Raw genomic sequence first — 20,195 nt, forward strand, 5'->3', positions numbered from 1 at the left:
TATTAACCTCCAAAAATTTGTGCGAGGAAATTCACATTTCCTAAGAGTAAGAGAATGCCCATAAGGACAATCAACAGTCCACCGATTTTTTTAATAATACCCATATAGGGTTTTAGTTTACTAAATTGTTTGAGTACAAAAGAAGATGCCAATGCTAGAAGCAAGAAAGGTAAGCTGAGACCGATTGTATAAACTATCATGTAAAGACCGCCTGTCAGTGAGCCAGAACCTCCTGATGCTGCTAAGGCTAATACTGAACTTAGAACCGGTCCTACACAAGGAGTCCAACCAAAACTAAAGGTCAATCCTAACAGAAATGCATTAAAATAAGCATTGCGATTCTTATCTTGTTTATAGGTCAAGCTCTTTTGCTTTTGTAGTTGATGAAAATTGAATATTCCCATCTGATGCAAACCTAAAACGATGACAATCGTTCCCATCAAATAACGGAACCAATCTGCGTTGATTGTTTCCCCTAAAAATCCTGCTCCAAAGCCTAAAATGACAAAAATTGTAGATAGACCTAGAATAAAGGATAAGGTTTGTAGAAGACTGGTCCAAGGGATATGCCACTTTCCTTCCTTTTCTTCTTCCTTTCTGTCAACCAGCACTCCTGCATAAACAGGTAAGAGCGGTAAGATACAAGGGGAAAAGAAAGAAAAAATTCCTGCTAAAAAGACTGAAATCATAAATAGAGCACTTGTCATGTCTGTTCCTCCATTGAAAGATAAGGGTTTGAAGTAGACCTTTATTGATTTTTACATTCTTAGTATAGAAAAAAATCTCCCCTAAAACTAGGGGAGACGATTTTAAAAAACTTGATTTTAATATGATTTAGTCCAAATCAAACAAGTCATGACCCTCTGCTGTGTCTTCTTCAAAAATTTCTTGGTCAGCATCTTCACTGGTCATCTTATCTGGTAAAAAGATTGATAAAACAAGCCCAACAACAGCAGGAACAAGCCAAGGTAAAGACTCAGCAGCAAATGGCAAAGTGTTGATTAAATTTGTTAATAACCCCCATTTTAAAATTCCTGCAAAGGAAGTTGCAAGAGAAATTACAGTTACAAAACCAATTGTTAGTTGCATCCCCATTTTTGACAAGGGCAATACCTTGTTTAGCATAAGAATAGCTACGAAAACAATAGTAACCGGATAGAGAATTTGTAAAACAGGAACTGAAAATTGGATAATATTATTGAGTCCCATATTTGCAATAGCAAAGCCGACTAAGGTGAATGCAGTTACACAGGGTTTATAAGTTACCCACTCAAAACGTTCATGGAAAAATTCTGAAAGGGACACAATCAAGCCTACAGTGGTTGTAAAACAGGTCACCACAACCATAATCGCCAAGAAAAATTGACCCGCTGGACCAAAAATCTGCTGGGTAGCTTGGGATATAATATAAACACCTTTGTTGACATCCGATGACATTACATCTGCTGGCACAGGAAAATGATTGCCTAGAAATCCTAGTCCTAAATAGAGTACACTGAAAAGCAGAGCCACTACTAAACCAACCAGCCAGACAATGGAGATGTACTCTTTCTTACTTGAAAATCCTAGTTGTCGCATACTATGAACAATCACGACTGAAAAAGCGACAGAAGCCAGAGCGTCAAGCGTATTATAACCTTCAAGAAAACCAGTTCCAAAGGGGTTACTTGCATAAGCAGCTACTGGAGTTTGGACATCTGTGCTACCGTAACGACTGATTCCAAGTACAACTAAAAGAACGATTAAACCAGCAAATATAGGCGTCAAAACACGTCCGATACGATCAAGAACCTTGGTTGGATTGAGAGAAATCAGGTAGGCCGCTAAAAAGTACAAACAAGTAAAGATTGGCAACCCAATTCCTGCCCATTCGGCGGGCAACAAAGGCTTGATTCCTACATCAAATGAGGTAGAAGCCGTCCGTGGAATAGCAAAGAAAGGGCCTATGGCCAAATAGAGCGCGACCAAAAAAACAGTTGCAAAGATTGGTGAAATCTTCTGCTCTAATTCGTAGCGGTAACCTTTGGGATTGAGAGCCCCAACAATCAAAGCCAAAACAGCAATTCCTACTCCTGAAAGGACAAAGCCGGCAATAGCTGGTAAATAGTTTGTTCCTGAAAGCGCCCCCAAGGCAGGTGGAAAGATAAGATTTCCCGCACCAAAGAAAAAACCAAAAATAAGCACTCCAATCAAGCTTCCCTTTTTAAACATAGCATCTTCCTTTAATCATTAAGTTTCGTCTAAGTATTGAAATATTATAACATAAACTGGTTGAGAAAAATAGCTTAATTACTCTCTTTTGTAAATATATACAACTTTTTCATAAAATCTTGCAAATCAACTCAAAGATTGCTTTTATAGCTTCACTCTTTATGCTATACTTATAGGTACTATTAATCAAAAATAGTCTTTCATGGAAAAGGAGGTCTCATGTTACTTCATCTCTTTTGGTTATTCCCACTAATTATTTTCTTCCTTTCCTTTTTATGGGAACCGCGGCGTATGATAAATGCCTATCTTTTTTCATTTGCCCTAGGGGCATTATTAGCTACAGCAACGGGCTTTTCGTTCATAAAGATCGGACAGTACAATACACAGCTTGCTATCTATTTTTTATTGGCTGTCGCCTCTCTCATTCCCCTCAGTTTCATCTTATCAATTCTTTATCTAATCTTCAACGGGAGCCAAATGATGGCTTTTGAAGGGCGAAGACTTGTCAATCTTCTGTCTCTTTTTTATGGTCTTATAATCCTGCTTGACTTTGGTCTTCATTTTCTCACATTAAACCATCATTTTAGAATTTATCTTGCTCCTTTAGATCTACTTCTACTCTACGGAACCGCTTTGTATTTATCGCATATACTTTATAGTGCATTTTATAATAACTGGCCTATCCGAAATACTCCTAATTACATTGTCATTCTAGGTTCAGGGCTTATCGGAGAAAAGGTTCCACCACTCCTTGCTCAACGCTTAGATAAAGGACTTGCACTTTATAAAAAATTTGCAAAAAAACCAATGATTATTGTATCGGGCGGACAAGGCAAGGATGAACAAATTCCTGAAGCGGCTGCTATGGCAGACTACCTTGTAGAAAAAGGAATGGTAGCAGAAAATATTCTGATTGAAGACCATTCTACCACTACATTTGAAAATCTCACATTCTCAAAGAAACTGATGAAAAAAGATAGCACAGCACTCGTTGTAACCAATAGTTTCCATGCATTGCGAGCTGGCATTTACATGCGGCGTGTCGGAATTAAGGGACGTAGTATCGGTTCTAAAACCGCTCTCTACTTTCTTCCTAGCGCACTTATTCGAGAAAATGTTGCACTTTTTATTATGTATTGGAAATGGCATATACTCATTCTATTTTTCTTGCTTACACCCTTTATCTTTAATATTATTCATCATTAATTAATAATTTTTAAAAGGAAATAATTTCATGCCAAATATCACCGCCAAACGCGTATCCAACTATGAGCTTTTTTATGATCTGGTCTTTGTTCTTGCTACATCAGGATTGACCGGACTTTTGCACAATGAGCATTTTACCTTGCAATCTTTGATTATCTTTATCTCTGCAAGTGTGGGTATTTTATCCATTTGGTACTATGAAACGGTCTACCTCAATAAATTTGGCGAGCGCGATAGAATTGACATCTATACGATTATCGCCGGTATGTTTGTCATCGGACAAATGTCAGTCAATATGACTAGCAGACCAACTCAGGCAACCCTGACTCTTTTCCAGTTTCTCTATGCTCTCGCTTACGGCATTATCCTGCTTCAATTTTATCTGCGTGGAAAAAAAGATGGCTTTAACTCAGATTTTCTCTTTCATGTGAAAAACTTGGTTGCTATTGTAATTTTCTATCTTTTGACAACAGTGGGAGCTGCAACTAATCTGCTGAAAATAGGAAACTGGGCTATGTTTGTGACCTTTGTCCCTCTGCTTATCCCCTTCTTTTTGCGCAATGTGGACATGACCAAGAGCATCAACTTTCCTCATCTTTTAGAGCGCTGCTAGCTTATTACTATTATCACTTTTGGCGAAATGGTCATTGCTATCATCCGTTCTTATCCTTTTGTCAGCTATCCACTTGAAAGTATTTTGCTGTTTGTCGGCATGGCCTTTCTTTTTGTCCGCTATATTACACAAACTCACCTCAATATTGATCATCATCAAGTGGCTCGCACTCAACCTTTGATCTATACTCATCTTTTTTTAGTTATGGGTCTCAATCTGTTTACTGTAGGCATTGAAATGTTGGCAAATCAACATCATGCAAACCTAGGTTTCATTTTCTTTATTGTAGGAATTCTTATTTATTATACTAGTATTCTACTCACCACTCGCTACAATAAACCGCTTTTCCGCTACGATAAAGAAGAAATTAGTCGCTACTTACTTCTACTTGCTGCTGGTATCTGCTTACTCTGGCTAAGCAAATTTTCTCTCTTACTTCTCAGTGCAGTCCTTGTCGTTTTCACTTGGACAATGATGTGGTTAGGTGCTATATTCCGTAGAAGAGCCCAACAAAAACAAGAAAAGCCCGATTAAGGGCTTTTTTAGTCTTCTTTCTTAGCAAATTGGCTATTGTAGAGGTCGTAATAGAAACCTTGGTCGGCAAGAAAGCTCTGGTGGGTTCCTTGCTCGATGATTTGTCCGTCTTTGAGCACTAAAATCTTATCCGCCTCTTGAATAGTCGATAGTCGGTGAGCGATGACAAAGCTGGTCCGCCCTTGCATGAGGGTTTTCATGGCTTTTTGAATGAGCAACTCCAGCCGCGTATCAACCGAGCTGGTCGCTTCGTCCAAAATCAGAATTTTCGGATTGGCTAAAAGCGCGCGCGCAATGGTTAAAAGCTGTTTCTGACCGAGAGAAATATTGCTTGATTCCTGGTTCATTTCCATATTGTAGCCACCTGGCAGGGTGCGGATAAAGTGGTCCACGTTTGCTGCCTTGGCCGCTGCGATGATTTCCTCATCAGTGGCAGATAGATTTCCAAAACGAAGATTATCCTTAATCGTCCCCTCATAAAGCCAAGCGTCTTGCAGCACCATACCAAACTGCCGCCGGTAATCCTGACGAGATAGGTTGCGAATATCGTGCCCGTCCACAGTGATGCTGCCCTCAGTCACATCATAAAAACGCATGAGCAAATTGATAAGCGTGGTCTTTCCCGCGCCGGTCGGACCGACAATCGCTATCATCTGCCCCGGCTCCACATCCAGCGTAAAATCACGAATTAAAGGCTTGTCCGCTACATATTGGAAATCTACATGGTTGAAGCTAACCTGCCCTGTCAAATCGTGCTCTAGCTTTTCTGTCACATGATTTGGCTCATCTGCTTCGTCCAGCACTTGGAAAATCCGCTCTAGCGAGGACTTGGCACTTTGCAGTTGTCCCGCAAGCTGGGTCAGAGTCTGGATTGGCTGACTGACCTGCCAGACATATTGGACAAAGGCCTGCATGTTTCCAATGGTTAATTTGCCAGCAATGACCTGCAAGCCGCCCAGCACCGCAACAATCAAATAAGTTGTATCTGAAATAGCATTGAGAACAGGCATCATAATCCCAGAAATGAAACTAGCCTTAAAGCCGACTTCTCGAAGATTATCAATAATCACTCTAAAATCACGTTGGGAAGCCTCTTCCCGACCATAGAGTTTAAGCACGTTAAATCCCGTCAAATTTTCCTGAACAAAGCCGTTCATGGCTCCCAAAGCATTAGCTTGTTCTTTAAAATAAGGCTGGGATTTTTTCAAAATAGCCGTAGCTGAAAAATAGGTCAAAGGGATAGAAATGATAACGACCATCGCCAGTCCTAGATTGAGATAGAGCACCATAGCGATCACCAGAATAAGCGTCATAACTGCATTGACTAGCTGAAGAAAACTCTGCTGAAGGGCATTAGAGACGGTTTCCACATCACTCGTAAAGCGCCCCAGCATATCGCCAAATTGATGTTTATCAAAATAGGAAACAGGGATACCATTAATCTTGTGACTGAGCTCATTACGCAAGTCGCGCGTGGCACCTTGAACGGCATTGGTCATAAAATAATTGGAATAATAAGCTCCTAACTCGTAACAAAGCCCTCGAATCAAATATAGTACCAAAATCCCAGAAATATAGCCGGTATTAAGACCAGCACCTGCTATGCCATTTGCCATATCCAACAAGTTTTTAGTCAACTCTGTGATAGCTAACCCAAGTACAAAAGGTTCTAAGACGCTAGCTATAACACTGACGATTTTTAGGACAATAGCCATATATACCGCGGTTTTATAGACTTTAAGATAAGTCCACATCCGCCCAAACGATGTCTGTTTCATATCAGTCCTCCTCCGTCAGTGTTTGGCTGTTGAGTTGCGAATTGGCAATTTCACGGTAGATGTCATTATTCTTCATCAACTCTTCATGCTTGCCCCGACCGACAATTTCACCCTTATCCAGAACGATGATCTGGTCTGCATCCATAATTGTCCCCACACGCTGTGCGACAATAAGCACCGTTGCATTTTCCGTGACGTCTTTCAATCGCCGCCGCAAAGTTGCGTCCGTTTTGTAATCCAAGGCAGAAAATGAGTCATCAAAGATGAAAATATCTGGTCCTTTAACCACCGCCCTTGCAATAGACAAGCGTTGTTTTTGCCCACCAGAGAGATTGCTTCCGCCTTCCGCCAAGTGAGTTTGGTATTTTTCTTCGCGGCTTTCAATAAATTCCCGTGCCTGCGCCACATCTGCTGCTTCCTGCAATTCAAGCGGCAAAGCATCTTCCTTACCGTACTTGAGATTTTCTTCGATAGTTCCGGTAAATAGCAGAGCTTTTTGTGGAATAAAACCAATTTTCTTACGGAGAGCTTTCAGATTGTAGTCACGCACATCTACGCCATCAACAAGAATTTTACCCAAAGTTACATCATAAAAACGCGGAATAAGGTGCACCAGAGATGATTTCCCCGATCCAGTTGACCCAATAAAAGCAATGGTCTGACCCGGCTTAGCAGAAAAGCTGATATTATGCAATACTGGGTTTTCTGTTTCGCCTGGATAAGCAAAGGTAACATTATCAAACTCCAAATAACCATGACTTTCAGTCTCGGTTACACCATTTTCGTTGGTATTGATAGAAATAGGCATATTCACGACTTCTTGTAGACGTTCACTTGAAACAGCCATCCGTGGATACATGGTAAAAAGATTGGAGAAGAAAAGAAAGCTCAAGAGCGCATGAAAACTATATTCAATAAAAGCTACTAAATCCCCAATCTTAAGCTGACTGTTACGTAGTGGCTCTAAAGAAAACCAGACTATCAACACAATCATCGCTACAATAATCTGAACAAAAAGTGGCTCAGTCAAGCCTGTTAACTTAAAAAGACGAGTGGAATTCTCAGCATAAATATTATTTTCTTCTGAAAAACGTCCCTCTTGGAAATCTTCTCTTGCAAAAGCACGAATAACACGAAGTCCTGTTAGATTTTCTCGCGCATATTGGTTAATCTTGTCCAAGGTCTTCTGCTGCTTTTCTGAAAGCGGACGAGTTCTGACTGCCACATACCATACTACAATGAGAAGAAAAGGTACTGCCACAGCAACGATCCAAGCCAAAGATGGGCTTGTCAAAAAAATCATAGCAATCGAAAAGATCATCATCAACGGCGTCACAACCCCCATCCGTAGGGATTGTTCAGCAAATTGCATGAGGACAAAGGCGTCACTAGTTACTCGCGTTACGAGCGAAGAAACACCGATTTGTTCGTACTCATGATGTGAATACTCTTGCAGTTTAGCATAAACATCTGCTCGAATATCCCGCACCATGGTTGTCGTTAACTTCCCTGAAGCATAAGACAGAACGATTCGCCCTAATACACCAAGAACAATAATGATAAACATAACACCAGCCCACATATAAAGACGGCTAGTGTCAGCTGTATTGATGCCCTCATCAATCATTCTTGCCAAAACCGTTGGCAAGCCAAGATTGACGACTACAAAAAACAAGGCACCTACGAGATCTAACAAAAGCCACTTAGGATAACGCTTCAAATAAGACCAGATATATTTCATAATTCTCCCTTCTAAACTTCTACTACTACTAGAAAAAGCACCTTGCAGTACTTTTTCTTATTCTAATACTTGCTCCATTTGCACATACTGCGCCTGCATGCCGAGGCGCTCATAAAAGCGCACTGCACCTGCATTGTCACTCCAGACATGCAAAGTCACACTCTTGCAGCCATTTTCTTTGGCAATCTTGACAACATGCCGATAGAGGAGCTCACCTACGCCCTTGCCGCGCTGCGACGCGTCCACACACAAATCATCTATAAAGAGTTCCTTGCGAGCCACTAGATTAGGCTTGTCCTTGGTTTCGATATAATTGCAGAAAACATAGCCCTGCACAAGTCCCGCCTCGTCTTCGTAGACAAAAATAGGATGTTCTTTATCCTCAATCCGCTCTATAATCTCTTGGTCAGAGAACTTCTTTTCCCCTGGAACAAACAAATCCGGACGCAAATCCGCATGAATTGCATGTACCTGATACAAAAGCTCGCTAAGCCGCTGTGCATCTCTTGTCTCTACTAGTCGAATCATTCTATCTTCCTTTCAATTTTACCTAATAAAAGTATAACAAAGAAAAAATATAAAGGCAAACTCGTTCAATAGATAAGTGAAATAAAAGAGGATTGCCCAAAGCCGCAAACCTCCTTGTTTTCAAATCTTAGTGACCAAACCAGATCCTGATTTCTCGCTCAGCTGACTCTGGTGAATCCGAGCCATGAACAATATTCTGAATTGCTTGTCCTGGAGCTGCCGCTTGGGCAAAATCACCACGGATCGTCCCCGGCAGTGCTTCTTCAGGACGAGTAGCTCCCATCATCGTACGCCAACCACTAATAGCTTGCTCTCCAGCAAGTACGCCGACAACAATTGGCCCATCAAGCATAAAATTACGGACAGCTGGATAAAAAGGCTTATCCAGCAAAGCTTGGTAATGTAAATCAATCAGATCTTGATTTGGCTCAACCATTTTCATCTGCTCAATGTGAAAACCACGCTGTTCAATCCGCGATAAAATTTGTCCGATTATCCCCCGCTTTACACCATCAGGCTTAATAATAAATAATGTCCTTTCCATAAGATATCCTCCTTGTATATGTTTAATCTTATTTTTTCTGCCTAGAAATTTCCAACCAACTAACGATATAAAGACCCGCTAAAGTTCCTTCAAATAGAAGAAAGAAAAGTATGAAAGTATGCATGAAGAAATTTTCCGGCAAAATCCAAATCACTGGATCGACTGCTGGATCAAAAAGCCATGTGGAATCGCCTGCAAAAAGAATCTTGTGAAAGAGAATGAAAAATTGATCAAAGCCAACTAAAAATGCCATTCCACCAAACAAAAGTGGCAAACAAATCAAAAAGAGCAGACCATGCCGAAAGAGATGTAAATATTTTTTAGCAATAATTGTTCGACAAAAATGAACAAATGCTGGCAAAGTAACAATAAAAATCGCCTGTGTAACATGAAAAAGATACTTCACCATTTGAAAATGATGCAACCCATTTTGTGAAGATGGGAAATTCGGCATTTTCAAAGTCCAGTCAACAGGATTGGTCAGATAGTCCATCAGCACTTCAAAATTTCGTGAAATGGTTGTCGCAGGCAAGTGAACAACCTTTTCCAGCCCCAGCCAGCTAATTTCCAAAGGGTAGAAAATCCATGCTAGATAAATTGTAGCAAGAATAGCAGCTGACAAGATCCACAGCATACTCAACCCAAATAATCCTTTAATCCGCATGAAAATTCCACTCCGATAAATTATTAACTACATGAGTTGGCTGAATTGGTAGGTCGGCCACTTCTTCTTTTTTGGTAAAGCCGGTCAATACCAAAAGCGTATCAATTCCATTATCAATCCCTGCATGGATATCTGTCAGATAATTGTCACCAATCATGAGTGCTTCCTCACGTGCTACACCTAGGCGTTTCAATGCTTTTTCCATGATAATCGCCTCAGGTTTACCAATATAAACTGGCTCAACTCGCGTCGCTGCTTCCACCAACTGAGCTAGAGAACCCGCTCCCGGTAAAAGACCGCGCTCCGTTGGAATATTGAGGTCAGGATTGGTTCCGATAAAATGAGCCCCTTTTTGGATAGCTAGTGTTGCTAAAACAAACTCTTCATAGGTCACTTGCGAATCTAAACCTACTACTACATAAGCAGGGTTTTCACTATCTTCTACATAACCTGCCTCACAAATGGCAGTTTTGAGCCCGCCTTCACCGATGATGTAGGCAGTTTTTCCCAATCCCTTGTCATTCATATAGTCAATAGTTGCATAGGTTGCTGTGTAAATAGTCTCAACTGGTGTAACAATATTAAACTTTTCAGCAAGCATGGACTGAACCGTTTCTGGGCGGCGGGTCGTATTATTGGTCACAAACAGATAAGGAAGACCGCGCTTTTGCAGCTCTGCGACAAAAGCTTCCGCTGTCGGAATCCGTTCTTTTCCTCGATAAACCGTTCCATCTAAATCAATTAAATATCCTTTATAAGTCATATATTCCTCTTATTCATAAAAATCAACATGTCTATCCAGCAACTTGTCTCCCTCGTAGGAGAATTTAGCTGAAAAGAAAGGCTTATCTTCCAAAAGCCAGGAAACGAAAGTATGGTCGCCCTCCCAAGTCGGCTTGGACAAGACCTGGTCATAGGGCACCCATTCCAGCGTCCCTTCGTCGCAGTCAATCAACTGCCCCTCGAACTCCGTTACCTTAAATACATAGGTGTACCAATCGTGACCGACGGTGAATTCTGGAAAGGTGATAATCCCCTTGAGCACTGGCTTGGCGCGCAGCCCTGTTTCTTCCAAAATCTCGCGAGCCGCGCACTCTTGCGGCGTCTCACCCTTTTCTAGCTTACCACCCACGCCAATCCATTTGCCAGCGTGAACATCGTTCGGTTTTTTGTTGCGGTGGAGCATGAGAAATTCCCTGCCATTATCAATATAACAAATCGTTGCTAATTTTACCATAGTACTTCCTTTTTATTGCAGCCAATCAATAGGCTTGAGCCCCTTGCTCACCAAGAAATCATTGGTTCGTGAGAAAGGCTTGCTACCAAAAAATCCACGATGTGCTGAGAGCGGGCTAGGGTGCGGCGACTCGATAATCAAATGCTTGGGATTGCTAATCAAAGCCTTTTTCTTGCGCGCATAAGCCCCCCAAAGGATAAAGACCACTGGGCTGTCCTTTTCATTAACCACCTTGATGACGGCGTCAGTAAAAGGCTCCCAAATCAGACCCGCATGAGCATTGGCTTGCCCAGCAGGCACGGTCAGACTGGCATTGAGCAGCAACACGCCCTGCTTTGCCCAAGCCGTCAAATCATGAGATTCCTTGACTCCCACATCGTCTGCGAGCTCTTTTAGGATATTTTGCAGAGACGGCGGAGCGGGAATGTCATCTGGCACCGAAAAACTCAAGCCCTGCGCTTGCCTTGGCCCATGGTAGGGATCTTGCCCCAAAATCACCACCCTGACATCAGACAAATCCGTGGTCTGAATAGCGTTGAAAACCTTGTCCCGCGGCGGATAAATAGTGCCTGAGCCATAGACATCGTCCAAAAAATGATTGATTTTAGCAAAGTAGCCTTCTGGTAACTGTTCCTTGATTAGGCTGTGCCATGCTGAATGTTGCATCTTGACCTCACTCCACTCTTATTCTTTCTTTTATTATAACAAAAAAGGAAAGGAGACAAAAGTCAAATCCTAAAGAGAACTGACTTTTCGTCCTTTCCTAGCTATTTTTTCTCTTGCTTCCTTGCCATTTGATAGGATAGTAGGTCAAGCCCAAGCTTGACAAAAGTAAAATCTGTGGTAAAAATTGAATCAGATAGCGCGTTTTCCCACCTTCAAAAATAGTTAGGAATAACAGACCTCCAAAAACTGCTAGACTGAGGAAGTTCAGCTCTTTATCCTCTGGACGAAATTTCCAAAGTGCAAAGACCAAACCGACACTCATCAAAATCCAAACAAGCTGCTTCACCGCAGCAAAAGGAACATAATTAGAATCATCATAGCTGATAAAATGGCTACGAATGAAGTCAGTCACCGGATTTCCCTCAATCATGGGATAAAGTGGAGAAATATAAGGAGTCTTCTCTGCTTTGGCATTCTCGTAATAAATCCAATCTAGCGTTCCATCCATAACATTCCAACGTTGTTTGTATTCACTGTGAAGAAAAAAGGTCCAAGGAGTGTATTCTGACAAACGACGCTTAATTTCTTTAATCACATTTTCCGTTGCAAACATGCCATTATTATAAATTTTTCGCTGTTCAGGATCAATATACTGGAGCAAGCCGTCTTTCATATCTTCCTGATCGGTTCCCGTATCTGTCAATCCCAAATTGATAAAAAGTAGCGGTCCCTTAGCCAAGCCTTTTCCCTCCACCAAAGGAATCTCTGTTTGGTGCTTAACTGCATAACGAGCAACCCCATATGGAATTGTAAACGCTAGTCCCACTATTGCCATTGTCAACAAACATCGTTTCCAGGATTTGATAAAGAAAAGAATGACAAAAAGGGCGATGAGGACAATGAGAACAGTCGGACGAAAAATCATTGCTAAAGCTGTAACAAGACCCAAAAGAACAGCTTTTGACAAATCCAATGTCTTCTCTTCTTTTAAAAGTGCAAGAGCTAAAAATAGTTGTGAGCTGACCAAAGGTAAAATCATAATGTCCGTGTACATGGCCATGAAAAATGGGGAAAATCCTAAAAGTAGGATATAAAAGCTAAAAACTTTATTCGCTACTTGTTGATTAAAATACTTCCGCGTCCCCCAGTAAAGAATGCCTGCGGTTATATCCGCATAAAAAATATTGAGTCCTTGCATAACCCAAAGCCCTGTTGCACCAAAGAGCTTAAAAAAGAAACGCTCGTATAAAAAAAGAGGAATGTTATTTGGATTGCGGGTCAAATAACTGGAAATAGAACTTTCTTTAAGATAACCAAAAGCTCCTGTAAAGACGACTGCTGCATCACGTCTAATCAAGAGCTCAGCCGACAACAAAACCGCCACTTGGAAAATAACTACCGCAAACATAAGACCTAATTTATGTCGCATTAGCCATTCATACGACTTTTTAAAGAAGGCCGGAAATTTCCAAAATAAAAGACATATTAGTAAAACTAGCAGTAAACTCCCTATAAAACTAACGATGTTGGAAAGTTGCCAAAAAGCTGAAAAGACCCAATGAAGAGCTAAAATAAGCATGACTTTCTGAAGTACAGAAAAAGCAAACTGATACAATTTATTCATGAAACTATTATAACAAAAGACTGAGATTTTCGCGAATATTCAAAAAACAAGCCTCAAAAAGGCTTGCGTTTAATGATAAAGGCATTGTCGACTGTTTCAAAACCGATTTTGGGATAATAGTCCATAGCATTTGGAGCTGAAAGGAGGATGAGAGCCACCTCTTCTCCAATTTGCTGACGCGTTTTTTCAACCAAAATTTTACCTATCCCCTGCTTTTGATAACTTTCATCGACCGCTAAGTCAGATAGGTAGCAAGCATAGGAAAAATCTGTCAAAGAACGTGCCACACCGACTAGTCGCTCCCCGTCCCAAGCCGTCCAGAGAATATCCGCCTCGTCTAGCATCTTCTGCAAACGCGACAAATCCTTAGTCGGGCGGTGAATGCCTGATTGCTCCAAGACATGGGCAAACTGCTGAGCGGTGATTTTTTTCTGATTTGTATAATCAATCACGACAAACCTTCCTGCCAGGTTTCTTGGTTTCCTTTGAAGCGTTCCAAGAGTGCCAAGCCCTCTGCGCTGACATAGCCTTCTTGCTCCGCCAGCTTAATCAATTCGCTGTAGTTGGACAAGGTCACGAGCTTGACTCCCGCTTCTTCAAAGCGTCGATCCGCTTTGGCGAGTTGATAGGTGAAAATCGCCACCACACCAAGGACATGAGCCCCTTCGCGCTTAGCCGCTGCTACGGCGTCTAGGACGGAACCACCTGTTGAAATCAAATCTTCCACAACGACCATTTTTTGTCCCGCTGGCACACGCCCCTCAATCTGATTGCCAGCTCCGTGGTCTTTGGGTTTGCTGCGAATATAGGCAAATGGCAGCTGCATCTTGTCTGCGATAATGGCACCGTGAGGAATACCCGCTGTCGCCGTCCCCGCAATGACTTCCACTTCTGGAAATTCTGCCTTGATAGCCTCCACAAAACCGTCCTCAATCAGAGTGCGCGTCTCTGGATAAGCCAAGGTCACACGATTGTCCGTGTAAATCGGCGACTTGATGCCGCTAGCCCAAGTGAAAGGCTCCTCTGGTTTCAAATAAACCGCCTTAATTTTCAATAAATCGCGCGCAATATCTTTTGCTAAAGTCATGTTTTCTCCTTTATATTATCAAATGTTATCTTCTATCGAACAAAATTCCCGTAGAAGTGCTGGCTCTTTAGAGTCGAGCAATTCTTAGCGGCACTTCCGACGATTTTTGGTCGATACCACCATTTCCTAAAATCTAGTGAATAGCTTAGGGAGAGTCCGAAACATCGGAGCTCCCGTAGAAGCGCTAGCGCTTTAGAGCCTGGCACTTCTTAGCTATTCCACTCTTCCTTAATCTTATGGTACATATCAACTGGGTTTTCCGCCTGAATGATCGGACGACCGACCACTATATAATTACTGCCAATCTGATGAGCGTCATACGGTGTCATAACCCGCTTTTGGTCACCAGCTGCTGAACCTTTGGGACGAATTCCTGGTGTCAAGCAGATAAAGTCATTGCTAGTAGCTGTTTTGATGAGCTCCACTTCTTGCGCCGAACAAACGACACCGTCAAGCCCCGCTTCTGCTGCACATTTAGCATAGTTCACTACAGACTCTTGCAAACTCGTTTGGATATTTTGCCAATCACGCATATTTTCCTCACTGGTTGAGGTCAGCTGGGTCACCGCAATAATCTTTGCCGGCTTACTTAGCCCTGCTTTTGCTGCACGCATCATCTCCACACCACCAGCCGCATGTACCGTCATCATATCTACATCTAATGCTGACAGCATAGCCATAGCTGATTGGACTGTATTGGGAATATCATGAAGTTTCAAATCTAAAAAGATACTATGGCCGTGACTTTTCACATAATGAACAATTTCTGGACCATTTCCATAAAAAAGTTCCATGCCAATTTTGACATAAAGTTTTTCCTCTTCAGGGAAAAGTGCTAAAAAGCGCTTAATATCTTCAAAAGAGGGAAAATCTAGGGCAATAATAGGACGTTCTTCGCGCATGTTTTTCTAGTTCTCCTGTTAAAAATTGTAAAATAAAAACCTTGCCAACTAGCAAGGTTTCACAAAAATTAGGCTCACTGAACCCTTTTTTATCTGTGCCCCTTGCCTGCCTCTCTGGACTTGCTTAAAGGTTTATTTACTTCAATTTATAGTTTATAGTTTGCAGACTTATTTGTCAAGGATTTACCAATAGATTTTCTTAATATTCCAAACACAAATACTTTTCACTTGATAAAAGCATTAATTATAGATATAATGGGTAGGTAATAACCGAATATTTGAACAGCGAGGAAATGAAAAATGGAATTTTCCAAAGGCTCTGACTATGCTCTTCACAGCTTGCAGTACTTGATTAAACATCAAGATAGACATCCTATTCGTGTCAGCGAAATTGCCGAATATCTGGATATCTCACCCACTTACCTTTCAAAAATATTAACAAGCTTAACCAAGAGCGGCTACCTCTCTGCTGGCAGTGGGGCTAAGGGCGGTTATTCATTAATCCCAAATTGGGAAGAGATTAGTTTTTATGATGTCATAACTGCCATTGAGGGAGATAAACATTCCCTATTTGACAGTTTTAACCATGGTTCACAATGCCAAATTTTCAAAATCTTTTCAAATGTCGAAAAAGAGATAGAAACTGTATTAAAAAAGCCAACACTCAAAGACTTAGTCAGATAAGTCTTTCTTCTTACTTTTAATTACAGATATTAAACATCTTTAATATATACGAAAGGAACTTTTTATGATCTTTTTACTCGTTAGTACAATGGGATTTATTATCCCTTTTCAATCAGCTATTGCTGGCAGACTAGGACAACGCCTAAAGTCCTCATACCTGTCTTCATTTCTTTCTTGCCTATGTGCTTCACTTACAGCCTTTGTTATCACTTTTATTAGTAAGGGAAGCGTTCTCATCCCAGATAATATACTCGTTCAATTTTCTTCATTACTGTGGACTGCAGGTGTTTTCTTTGCTATCGGGACAACCTTGCTGATTTATGTTATTCCCAAAATCGGTGGAATGCTCTGTGTTGTGCTCCCGCTGTTAGGTCAAATCATAACCAGCATTTTGATTGAACATTGGGGTCTGTTCTCCGTTCCTCGCAAAGCAATCACTAGTAGCACATTTATAAGTGTTCTCTGCTTACTCGTCGGTGTATTTCTAGTCATTTCTTCTAAAACAAAAACAAAACAGAAATCAGAAATACACAAAATAGATTACTTTTTAGCATTTATCGCAGGTATCAGCATGGCGCTGCAATTTATTATTACTGGGAAAGTGGGGCAATTATTGCACTCTTCTCCTCATGCAGCTATGTTTACATTTATAGAGGCTAGCCTCTGCTTATTAGTATTTTTGGCTTTTCATTTTAGAAAAAAAGAGTCTGTTGCTCTGTTTTCAAAAGAAAAAATACCTAATTGGATGTATATAAGTGGAATTTTGCTGGCTTTCATTTTGCCAACAAACGCCCTAGCTTCTTCTCTGATCGGTCCCAACTTAACAGTCATTATTAGTTTATTATCACAGTTACTGGCTGGAGTTATCATTGATCATTTTGGACTTTTACATGTCAAAGTGAATAAGATAAATTGGCAACAGATAACCGGTCTGATGTTGGTAGTTGGCTCTATCTTTTTATTAAAATTTCTCTCTTAAATATATCTGTGATGGTATGAACGAACATTTCCGTCAACTATTTTAAGAATCTTATATTGCCTTTTTAAGACAGACTTTCCCGCACTTCTTTTCTCAGCTGCTCAAGGCTCTCAATGCCGTACTTATCCATGACCTGAGGCAAATCTTGGATGATCTGCGGACAGGCAAATGGGTCTGTAAAATTCGCCGTACCGATACCGATAGCTGACGCACCTGCAATAAACATTTCCAGCGCTTTTTCAGCGGAGTCCACCCCGCCCATACCAATAATGGGCAACTTAGAATGCTGCGCGACTTGACGAATGAGCTTGAGCGCCACCGGAAAAATAGCTGGGCCGCTCATGCCGCCTGTACCATTAGCGATAATCGGCTTGCGGCTTTTCAAATCAAAACGCATGCCCACCAAGGTATTGATCATGGTAAATCCTGCCGCACCAGCATCTTCGACCGCCTTTGCCACCTGCGTAATGTCTGCCACACTAGGCGTTAGCTTAACATAGACCGGCACCGAGGAAGTCGCTACTGCCGCTTTGACCGCAGCGTAAGCCAGCTCTGGCACTTGCCCGATGAGGAGCCCCGCATTGCCGTGGTCGACATTGGGACAGGAGATGTTGAGCTCTATGGCTGTGACATTAGGCGCTTGGGAAATTTTGCCCGCCACATAGGCATACTCTTCATTAGAAAATGCTGCTACATTGGCAATAATGGGCAGTTGTGGATAATGCTGAGCCAGCCAAAGGAGCTTTTCTGAAAGAACGACGTCCACACCGGGATTTTGCAGCCCGATAGCATTGAGCATGCCCGACGGTGTCTCAGCCACACGCGGCGTCGGATTACCAAAACGGGCTTCCTTGGTCGTCGCCTTTATCATAATCGAACCCAGCAAGTCTAAGCTGTAGTATTTGGCGTATTCCTGACCGAAGCCAAAGCAGCCCGAAGCAGGAATAATCGGATTTTTCAGCTCCAAGCCCGGCAAAGAAATGGCTAATCGATTTTTACTCATTTTCCCTCCTAAACCACAATCGTTCCAGTTTCAAAGACTGGTCCGTCTTCGCACACACGCTGATTGACCGCTTGGTCTTGATTGGCCACATGGACAACGCAAGCATAGCAAGCCCCCATGCCACAAGCCATGCGCGACTCCATAGAAATGTAAGCACGTGGATGTTCGCTGAATTTCTGGTCTACATATTTGAGCATGCCCGGCGCTCCGCAAGCGTAAATGGCAGCAAATTCGCCAGACAATTCGTCAACAATCGTAGACACATAGCCTTGCCTGCCATAGCTGCCGTCGTCCGTTGTCACCAAGACTTGCCCATAGTGCGCTAGCTCTTCCTCTAAAATGACGGCTGACTTGCTCGCAAAGCCCAGCACGGAAATAACTGCTACGCCCTTTTGTGCCAGCTCTTTTGCCACTTGCACCAAGGGTGGCACACCAATACCACCGCCGATAATCAGCACACGGTCGCCTTTTCCAAGCCCGCAGAGATTAAAGCCATTGCCCTGCGGCCCCATGCAGTCAATCCGACTGCCGACAGGGAGCTTCGAAAAGATTTTGGTTCCCTCGCCCTCTGTCCGATAAATGACCCGCGCGATTTGCCGCTCCTTGTCAATCTCAGAAATCGAAATCGGCCGCCGCAAGAGCTTAGAAGCATCGGGCACTCGCATGTGCAGAAATTGCCCAGCCTGCATTTCCTCTACCATTTGCCCCTTTAAATCAAGCGAAAAAATCTGAGGCGCAATCTGACTTTGCCTGACAATCTCCATTTGCTCCAGCAAAATACTGCCCAAGCGTTTTTTACAAGTCTCACTAACCATACTTTCTCCTATCATAAAAGCCCTGTCCCAAGGACAAGGCTACACAAAAGCAGGCAGAAACCACCATTTTATCTATGCCCTTGTAGCCTCTCTGGACTTCTTAAAGGTTGAATTTTTAATATTTTACACCTTATCTACTTTTTTGTCAATGGTAAATATGATAAAATAGTCTTATGAGAATTCAACAATTACATTATATTATCAAAATCGTGGAGACTGGCAGCATGAACGAAGCTGCCAAACAGCTCTTTATCACCCAGCCCAGCCTTTCCAACGCCGTGCGCGACTTGGAAAATGAAATGGGCATCGAGATTTTCATCCGCAATCCCAAGGGAATTACCCTGACCAAGGACGGCATGGAGTTTCTTTCCTATGCTCGGCAGGTGGTGGAGCAAACCCAGCTCCTTGAGGAACGCTATAAAAATCCTGTCGCTAATCGCGAACTTTTCAGCGTTTCGTCCCAGCACTATGCCTTTGTGGTCAATGCTTTCGTCTCTCTGCTCAAAAAAAGTGATATGGAAAAATACGAGCTTTTCCTACGCGAGACGCGGACTTGGGAGATTATTGATGATGTCAAAAATTTCCGCAGCGAAATTGGCGTTCTATTTCTCAACAGCTACAACCGCGATGTTCTCTCAAAAATGCTGGACGACAATCATTTGATTGCTACGCATTTGTTTACAGCGCAGCCCCATATTTTTGTGAGTAAGAGCAATCCCCTAGCCAAAAAAGAGCTGGTGCAGTTGACTGATTTGGAAGCTTTTCCCTACCTCAGCTACGACCAAGGAACGCACAATTCTTTCTATTTTTCTGAGGAAATTCTGTCCCAAGAGCACCACAAAAAATCAATCGTGGTGAGTGACCGCGCCACTCTCTTCAATCTCTTGATTGGCTTGGACGGCTACACCATTGCCACAGGAATTCTCAACAGCAATCTCAACGGCGACAATATCGTCTCCATTCCGCTTGATATTGACGACCCGATTGAGCTGGTTTACATCAAGCACGAAAAAGCCAGCCTTTCTAAAATGGGCGAGCGCTTTATTGATTATCTGATTGACGAAGTAAAGTTTGATAAATAAAAGAGCCCAAAGGCTCTTTTTTTATTATGTGACTTTAGTCCGTCTCGCTTCGAAGGTGCGAGACAAATAAACCACCCGCTATGCGGGTGCGCATCGCAGGTTATACCAAAAAACTCCAAACGCGATACAATAAAGGTGTTCAAGCCTATTGTAAAGCGAAAAGAGAAAAGTATGGCTCAAAAAGCACATAGTTTATCACACACAAAGTGGAATTGTAAATATCACATTGTGTTCACCCCTAAGTATAGACGAAAAATTATCTATAATCAATATAGAAGCAGCTTGGGTGAAATATTC

At 42.1% G+C, this 20,195-nt stretch carries 21 protein-coding genes and 1 pseudogene; 6 read left to right on the top strand and 16 right to left on the bottom strand.

Annotated features, from left to right (window positions below):
• Window positions 1-2: 2 nt before the first annotated feature.
• On the bottom strand, window positions 3-707 hold the full coding sequence (gene ccdA2, locus A3I3_RS0109175; RefSeq protein ID WP_018372401.1) for a thiol-disulfide oxidoreductase-associated membrane protein CcdA2: 705 nt from the start codon (window positions 705-707) through the stop codon (window positions 3-5).
• A gap of 127 nt (window positions 708-834) precedes the next feature.
• Window positions 835-2,211, bottom strand: coding sequence for a branched-chain amino acid transport system II carrier protein (gene brnQ, locus A3I3_RS0109180; protein WP_018372402.1), 1,377 nt, complete (start codon window positions 2,209-2,211; stop codon window positions 835-837).
• A 219-nt stretch (window positions 2,212-2,430) separates the two neighbouring features.
• Here brnQ and A3I3_RS0109185 point away from each other — a divergent pair, with 219 nt between their 5' ends.
• Both A3I3_RS0109185 and A3I3_RS11205 read left to right on the top strand, forming a co-directional pair.
• Window positions 2,431-3,417 carry a YdcF family protein gene (locus A3I3_RS0109185; protein WP_018372403.1) on the top strand — a complete coding sequence of 329 codons (987 nt, stop codon included), beginning with the start codon at window positions 2,431-2,433 and terminating at the stop codon, window positions 3,415-3,417.
• A gap of 28 nt (window positions 3,418-3,445) precedes the next feature.
• A pseudogene (locus A3I3_RS11205) lies at window positions 3,446-4,564 on the top strand (low temperature requirement protein A).
• Between the two features lie 8 nt (window positions 4,565-4,572).
• Here the strand turns inward: A3I3_RS11205 and A3I3_RS0109200 are convergent.
• The 12 genes from A3I3_RS0109200 to pyrF form a co-directional block, all read right to left on the bottom strand.
• Window positions 4,573-6,342 carry an ABC transporter ATP-binding protein gene (locus tag A3I3_RS0109200; RefSeq protein WP_018372406.1) on the bottom strand — a complete coding sequence of 590 codons (1,770 nt, stop codon included), beginning with the start codon at window positions 6,340-6,342 and terminating at the stop codon, window positions 4,573-4,575.
• Between the two features lies 1 nt (window position 6,343).
• On the bottom strand, window positions 6,344-8,083 hold the full coding sequence (locus A3I3_RS0109205; RefSeq protein ID WP_018372407.1) for an ABC transporter ATP-binding protein: 1,740 nt from the start codon (window positions 8,081-8,083) through the stop codon (window positions 6,344-6,346).
• 57 nt (window positions 8,084-8,140) lie between these two features.
• Window positions 8,141-8,611: a GNAT family N-acetyltransferase gene (locus A3I3_RS0109210; protein WP_018372408.1), complete on the bottom strand. Its 471-nt coding sequence runs from the start codon at window positions 8,609-8,611 to the stop codon at window positions 8,141-8,143.
• Between the two features lie 127 nt (window positions 8,612-8,738).
• The gene (gene ndk, locus A3I3_RS0109215) at window positions 8,739-9,155 is read right to left on the bottom strand and encodes a nucleoside-diphosphate kinase (protein ID WP_018372409.1); all 417 of its coding nucleotides are present in this window, start codon (window positions 9,153-9,155) and stop codon (window positions 8,739-8,741) included.
• Between the two features lie 28 nt (window positions 9,156-9,183).
• Window positions 9,184-9,819 (bottom strand): TIGR01906 family membrane protein, encoded by a 636-nt coding sequence (locus A3I3_RS0109220; RefSeq protein ID WP_018372410.1) that lies wholly within the window; start codon window positions 9,817-9,819, stop codon window positions 9,184-9,186.
• Window positions 9,809-10,582, bottom strand: a complete 774-nt coding sequence (locus tag A3I3_RS0109225; protein WP_018372411.1) for a TIGR01457 family HAD-type hydrolase — start codon at window positions 10,580-10,582, stop codon at window positions 9,809-9,811. The genes A3I3_RS0109220 and A3I3_RS0109225 overlap by 11 nt, the downstream gene beginning before the upstream one ends.
• Window positions 10,583-10,591: 9 nt before the next feature.
• Complete coding sequence (locus A3I3_RS10910) at window positions 10,592-11,056, bottom strand: NUDIX hydrolase (RefSeq protein WP_018372412.1); 465 nt, start codon at window positions 11,054-11,056, stop codon at window positions 10,592-10,594.
• A 12-nt stretch (window positions 11,057-11,068) separates the two neighbouring features.
• Window positions 11,069-11,722, bottom strand: a complete 654-nt coding sequence (locus A3I3_RS10915) for a uracil-DNA glycosylase (RefSeq protein WP_018372413.1) — start codon at window positions 11,720-11,722, stop codon at window positions 11,069-11,071.
• A 97-nt stretch (window positions 11,723-11,819) separates the two neighbouring features.
• Window positions 11,820-13,346, bottom strand: coding sequence for a glycosyltransferase family protein (locus A3I3_RS0109240; RefSeq protein WP_026129796.1), 1,527 nt, complete (start codon window positions 13,344-13,346; stop codon window positions 11,820-11,822).
• Between the two features lie 53 nt (window positions 13,347-13,399).
• A complete protein-coding gene (locus A3I3_RS0109245) occupies window positions 13,400-13,798 on the bottom strand; it encodes a GNAT family N-acetyltransferase (protein ID WP_018372415.1) in 399 nt (132 codons plus the stop codon).
• Window positions 13,795-14,433, bottom strand: coding sequence for an orotate phosphoribosyltransferase (gene pyrE / locus A3I3_RS0109250; protein ID WP_018372416.1), 639 nt, complete (start codon window positions 14,431-14,433; stop codon window positions 13,795-13,797). The genes A3I3_RS0109245 and pyrE overlap by 4 nt, the downstream gene beginning before the upstream one ends.
• Window positions 14,434-14,642: 209 nt before the next feature.
• Window positions 14,643-15,335, bottom strand: coding sequence for an orotidine-5'-phosphate decarboxylase (gene pyrF, locus A3I3_RS0109255; RefSeq protein WP_018372417.1), 693 nt, complete (start codon window positions 15,333-15,335; stop codon window positions 14,643-14,645).
• 300 nt (window positions 15,336-15,635) lie between these two features.
• Between pyrF and A3I3_RS0109260 the strand changes: the two genes are divergently transcribed.
• Window positions 15,636-16,019 (top strand): RrF2 family transcriptional regulator, encoded by a 384-nt coding sequence (locus A3I3_RS0109260; protein ID WP_018372418.1) that lies wholly within the window; start codon window positions 15,636-15,638, stop codon window positions 16,017-16,019.
• Window positions 16,020-16,083: 64 nt separating this feature from the next.
• Window positions 16,084-16,998, top strand: coding sequence for a DMT family transporter (locus tag A3I3_RS0109265; protein ID WP_018372419.1), 915 nt, complete (start codon window positions 16,084-16,086; stop codon window positions 16,996-16,998).
• Window positions 16,999-17,062: 64 nt separating this feature from the next.
• Here the strand turns inward: A3I3_RS0109265 and A3I3_RS0109270 are convergent, their stop codons facing one another.
• Window positions 17,063-18,001, bottom strand: coding sequence for a dihydroorotate dehydrogenase (locus A3I3_RS0109270; protein ID WP_018372420.1), 939 nt, complete (start codon window positions 17,999-18,001; stop codon window positions 17,063-17,065).
• 8 nt (window positions 18,002-18,009) lie between these two features.
• On the bottom strand, window positions 18,010-18,816 hold the full coding sequence (locus tag A3I3_RS0109275) for a dihydroorotate dehydrogenase electron transfer subunit (RefSeq protein WP_018372421.1): 807 nt from the start codon (window positions 18,814-18,816) through the stop codon (window positions 18,010-18,012).
• Between the two features lie 173 nt (window positions 18,817-18,989).
• Between A3I3_RS0109275 and A3I3_RS0109280 the strand changes: the two genes are divergently transcribed.
• Window positions 18,990-19,898 carry a LysR family transcriptional regulator gene (locus A3I3_RS0109280; protein ID WP_026129797.1) on the top strand — a complete coding sequence of 303 codons (909 nt, stop codon included), beginning with the start codon at window positions 18,990-18,992 and terminating at the stop codon, window positions 19,896-19,898.
• Between the two features lie 171 nt (window positions 19,899-20,069).
• Window positions 20,070-20,195: transposase (locus A3I3_RS10710; RefSeq protein ID WP_205617690.1), on the top strand; the 126-nt coding region annotated here is incomplete at its 3' end.

Source organism: Streptococcus massiliensis DSM 18628 (assembly GCF_000380065.1).
Lineage (GTDB): Bacteria > Bacillota > Bacilli > Lactobacillales > Streptococcaceae > Streptococcus > Streptococcus massiliensis.

What these genes read in the sequence shown, in the direction of transcription:
- A3I3_RS0109225 (WP_018372411.1), bottom strand. Translation starts at nt 10,582, where the DNA reads ATGACTTATAAAGGATATTTAATTGATTTAGATGGAACGGTTTATCGA.
- A3I3_RS0109185 (WP_018372403.1), top strand. Translation starts at nt 2,431, where the DNA reads ATGTTACTTCATCTCTTTTGGTTATTCCCACTAATTATTTTCTTCCTT.
- A3I3_RS0109265 (WP_018372419.1), top strand. Translation starts at nt 16,084, where the DNA reads ATGATCTTTTTACTCGTTAGTACAATGGGATTTATTATCCCTTTTCAA.
- A3I3_RS0109210 (WP_018372408.1), bottom strand. Translation starts at nt 8,611, where the DNA reads ATGATTCGACTAGTAGAGACAAGAGATGCACAGCGGCTTAGCGAGCTT.
- A3I3_RS0109205 (WP_018372407.1), bottom strand. Translation starts at nt 8,083, where the DNA reads ATGAAATATATCTGGTCTTATTTGAAGCGTTATCCTAAGTGGCTTTTG.
- A3I3_RS0109280 (WP_026129797.1), top strand. Translation starts at nt 18,990, where the DNA reads ATGAGAATTCAACAATTACATTATATTATCAAAATCGTGGAGACTGGC.
- A3I3_RS0109220 (WP_018372410.1), bottom strand. Translation starts at nt 9,819, where the DNA reads ATGCGGATTAAAGGATTATTTGGGTTGAGTATGCTGTGGATCTTGTCA.
- A3I3_RS0109200 (WP_018372406.1), bottom strand. Translation starts at nt 6,342, where the DNA reads ATGAAACAGACATCGTTTGGGCGGATGTGGACTTATCTTAAAGTCTAT.
- ndk (WP_018372409.1), bottom strand. Translation starts at nt 9,155, where the DNA reads ATGGAAAGGACATTATTTATTATTAAGCCTGATGGTGTAAAGCGGGGG.
- pyrF (WP_018372417.1), bottom strand. Translation starts at nt 15,335, where the DNA reads ATGCGCGAAGAACGTCCTATTATTGCCCTAGATTTTCCCTCTTTTGAA.
- A3I3_RS0109260 (WP_018372418.1), top strand. Translation starts at nt 15,636, where the DNA reads ATGGAATTTTCCAAAGGCTCTGACTATGCTCTTCACAGCTTGCAGTAC.
- pyrE (WP_018372416.1), bottom strand. Translation starts at nt 14,433, where the DNA reads ATGACTTTAGCAAAAGATATTGCGCGCGATTTATTGAAAATTAAGGCG.
- brnQ (WP_018372402.1), bottom strand. Translation starts at nt 2,211, where the DNA reads ATGTTTAAAAAGGGAAGCTTGATTGGAGTGCTTATTTTTGGTTTTTTC.
- A3I3_RS10915 (WP_018372413.1), bottom strand. Translation starts at nt 11,722, where the DNA reads ATGCAACATTCAGCATGGCACAGCCTAATCAAGGAACAGTTACCAGAA.
- A3I3_RS0109275 (WP_018372421.1), bottom strand. Translation starts at nt 18,816, where the DNA reads ATGGTTAGTGAGACTTGTAAAAAACGCTTGGGCAGTATTTTGCTGGAG.
- A3I3_RS0109270 (WP_018372420.1), bottom strand. Translation starts at nt 18,001, where the DNA reads ATGAGTAAAAATCGATTAGCCATTTCTTTGCCGGGCTTGGAGCTGAAA.
- A3I3_RS10910 (WP_018372412.1), bottom strand. Translation starts at nt 11,056, where the DNA reads ATGGTAAAATTAGCAACGATTTGTTATATTGATAATGGCAGGGAATTT.
- A3I3_RS0109240 (WP_026129796.1), bottom strand. Translation starts at nt 13,346, where the DNA reads ATGAATAAATTGTATCAGTTTGCTTTTTCTGTACTTCAGAAAGTCATG.
- ccdA2 (WP_018372401.1), bottom strand. Translation starts at nt 707, where the DNA reads ATGACAAGTGCTCTATTTATGATTTCAGTCTTTTTAGCAGGAATTTTT.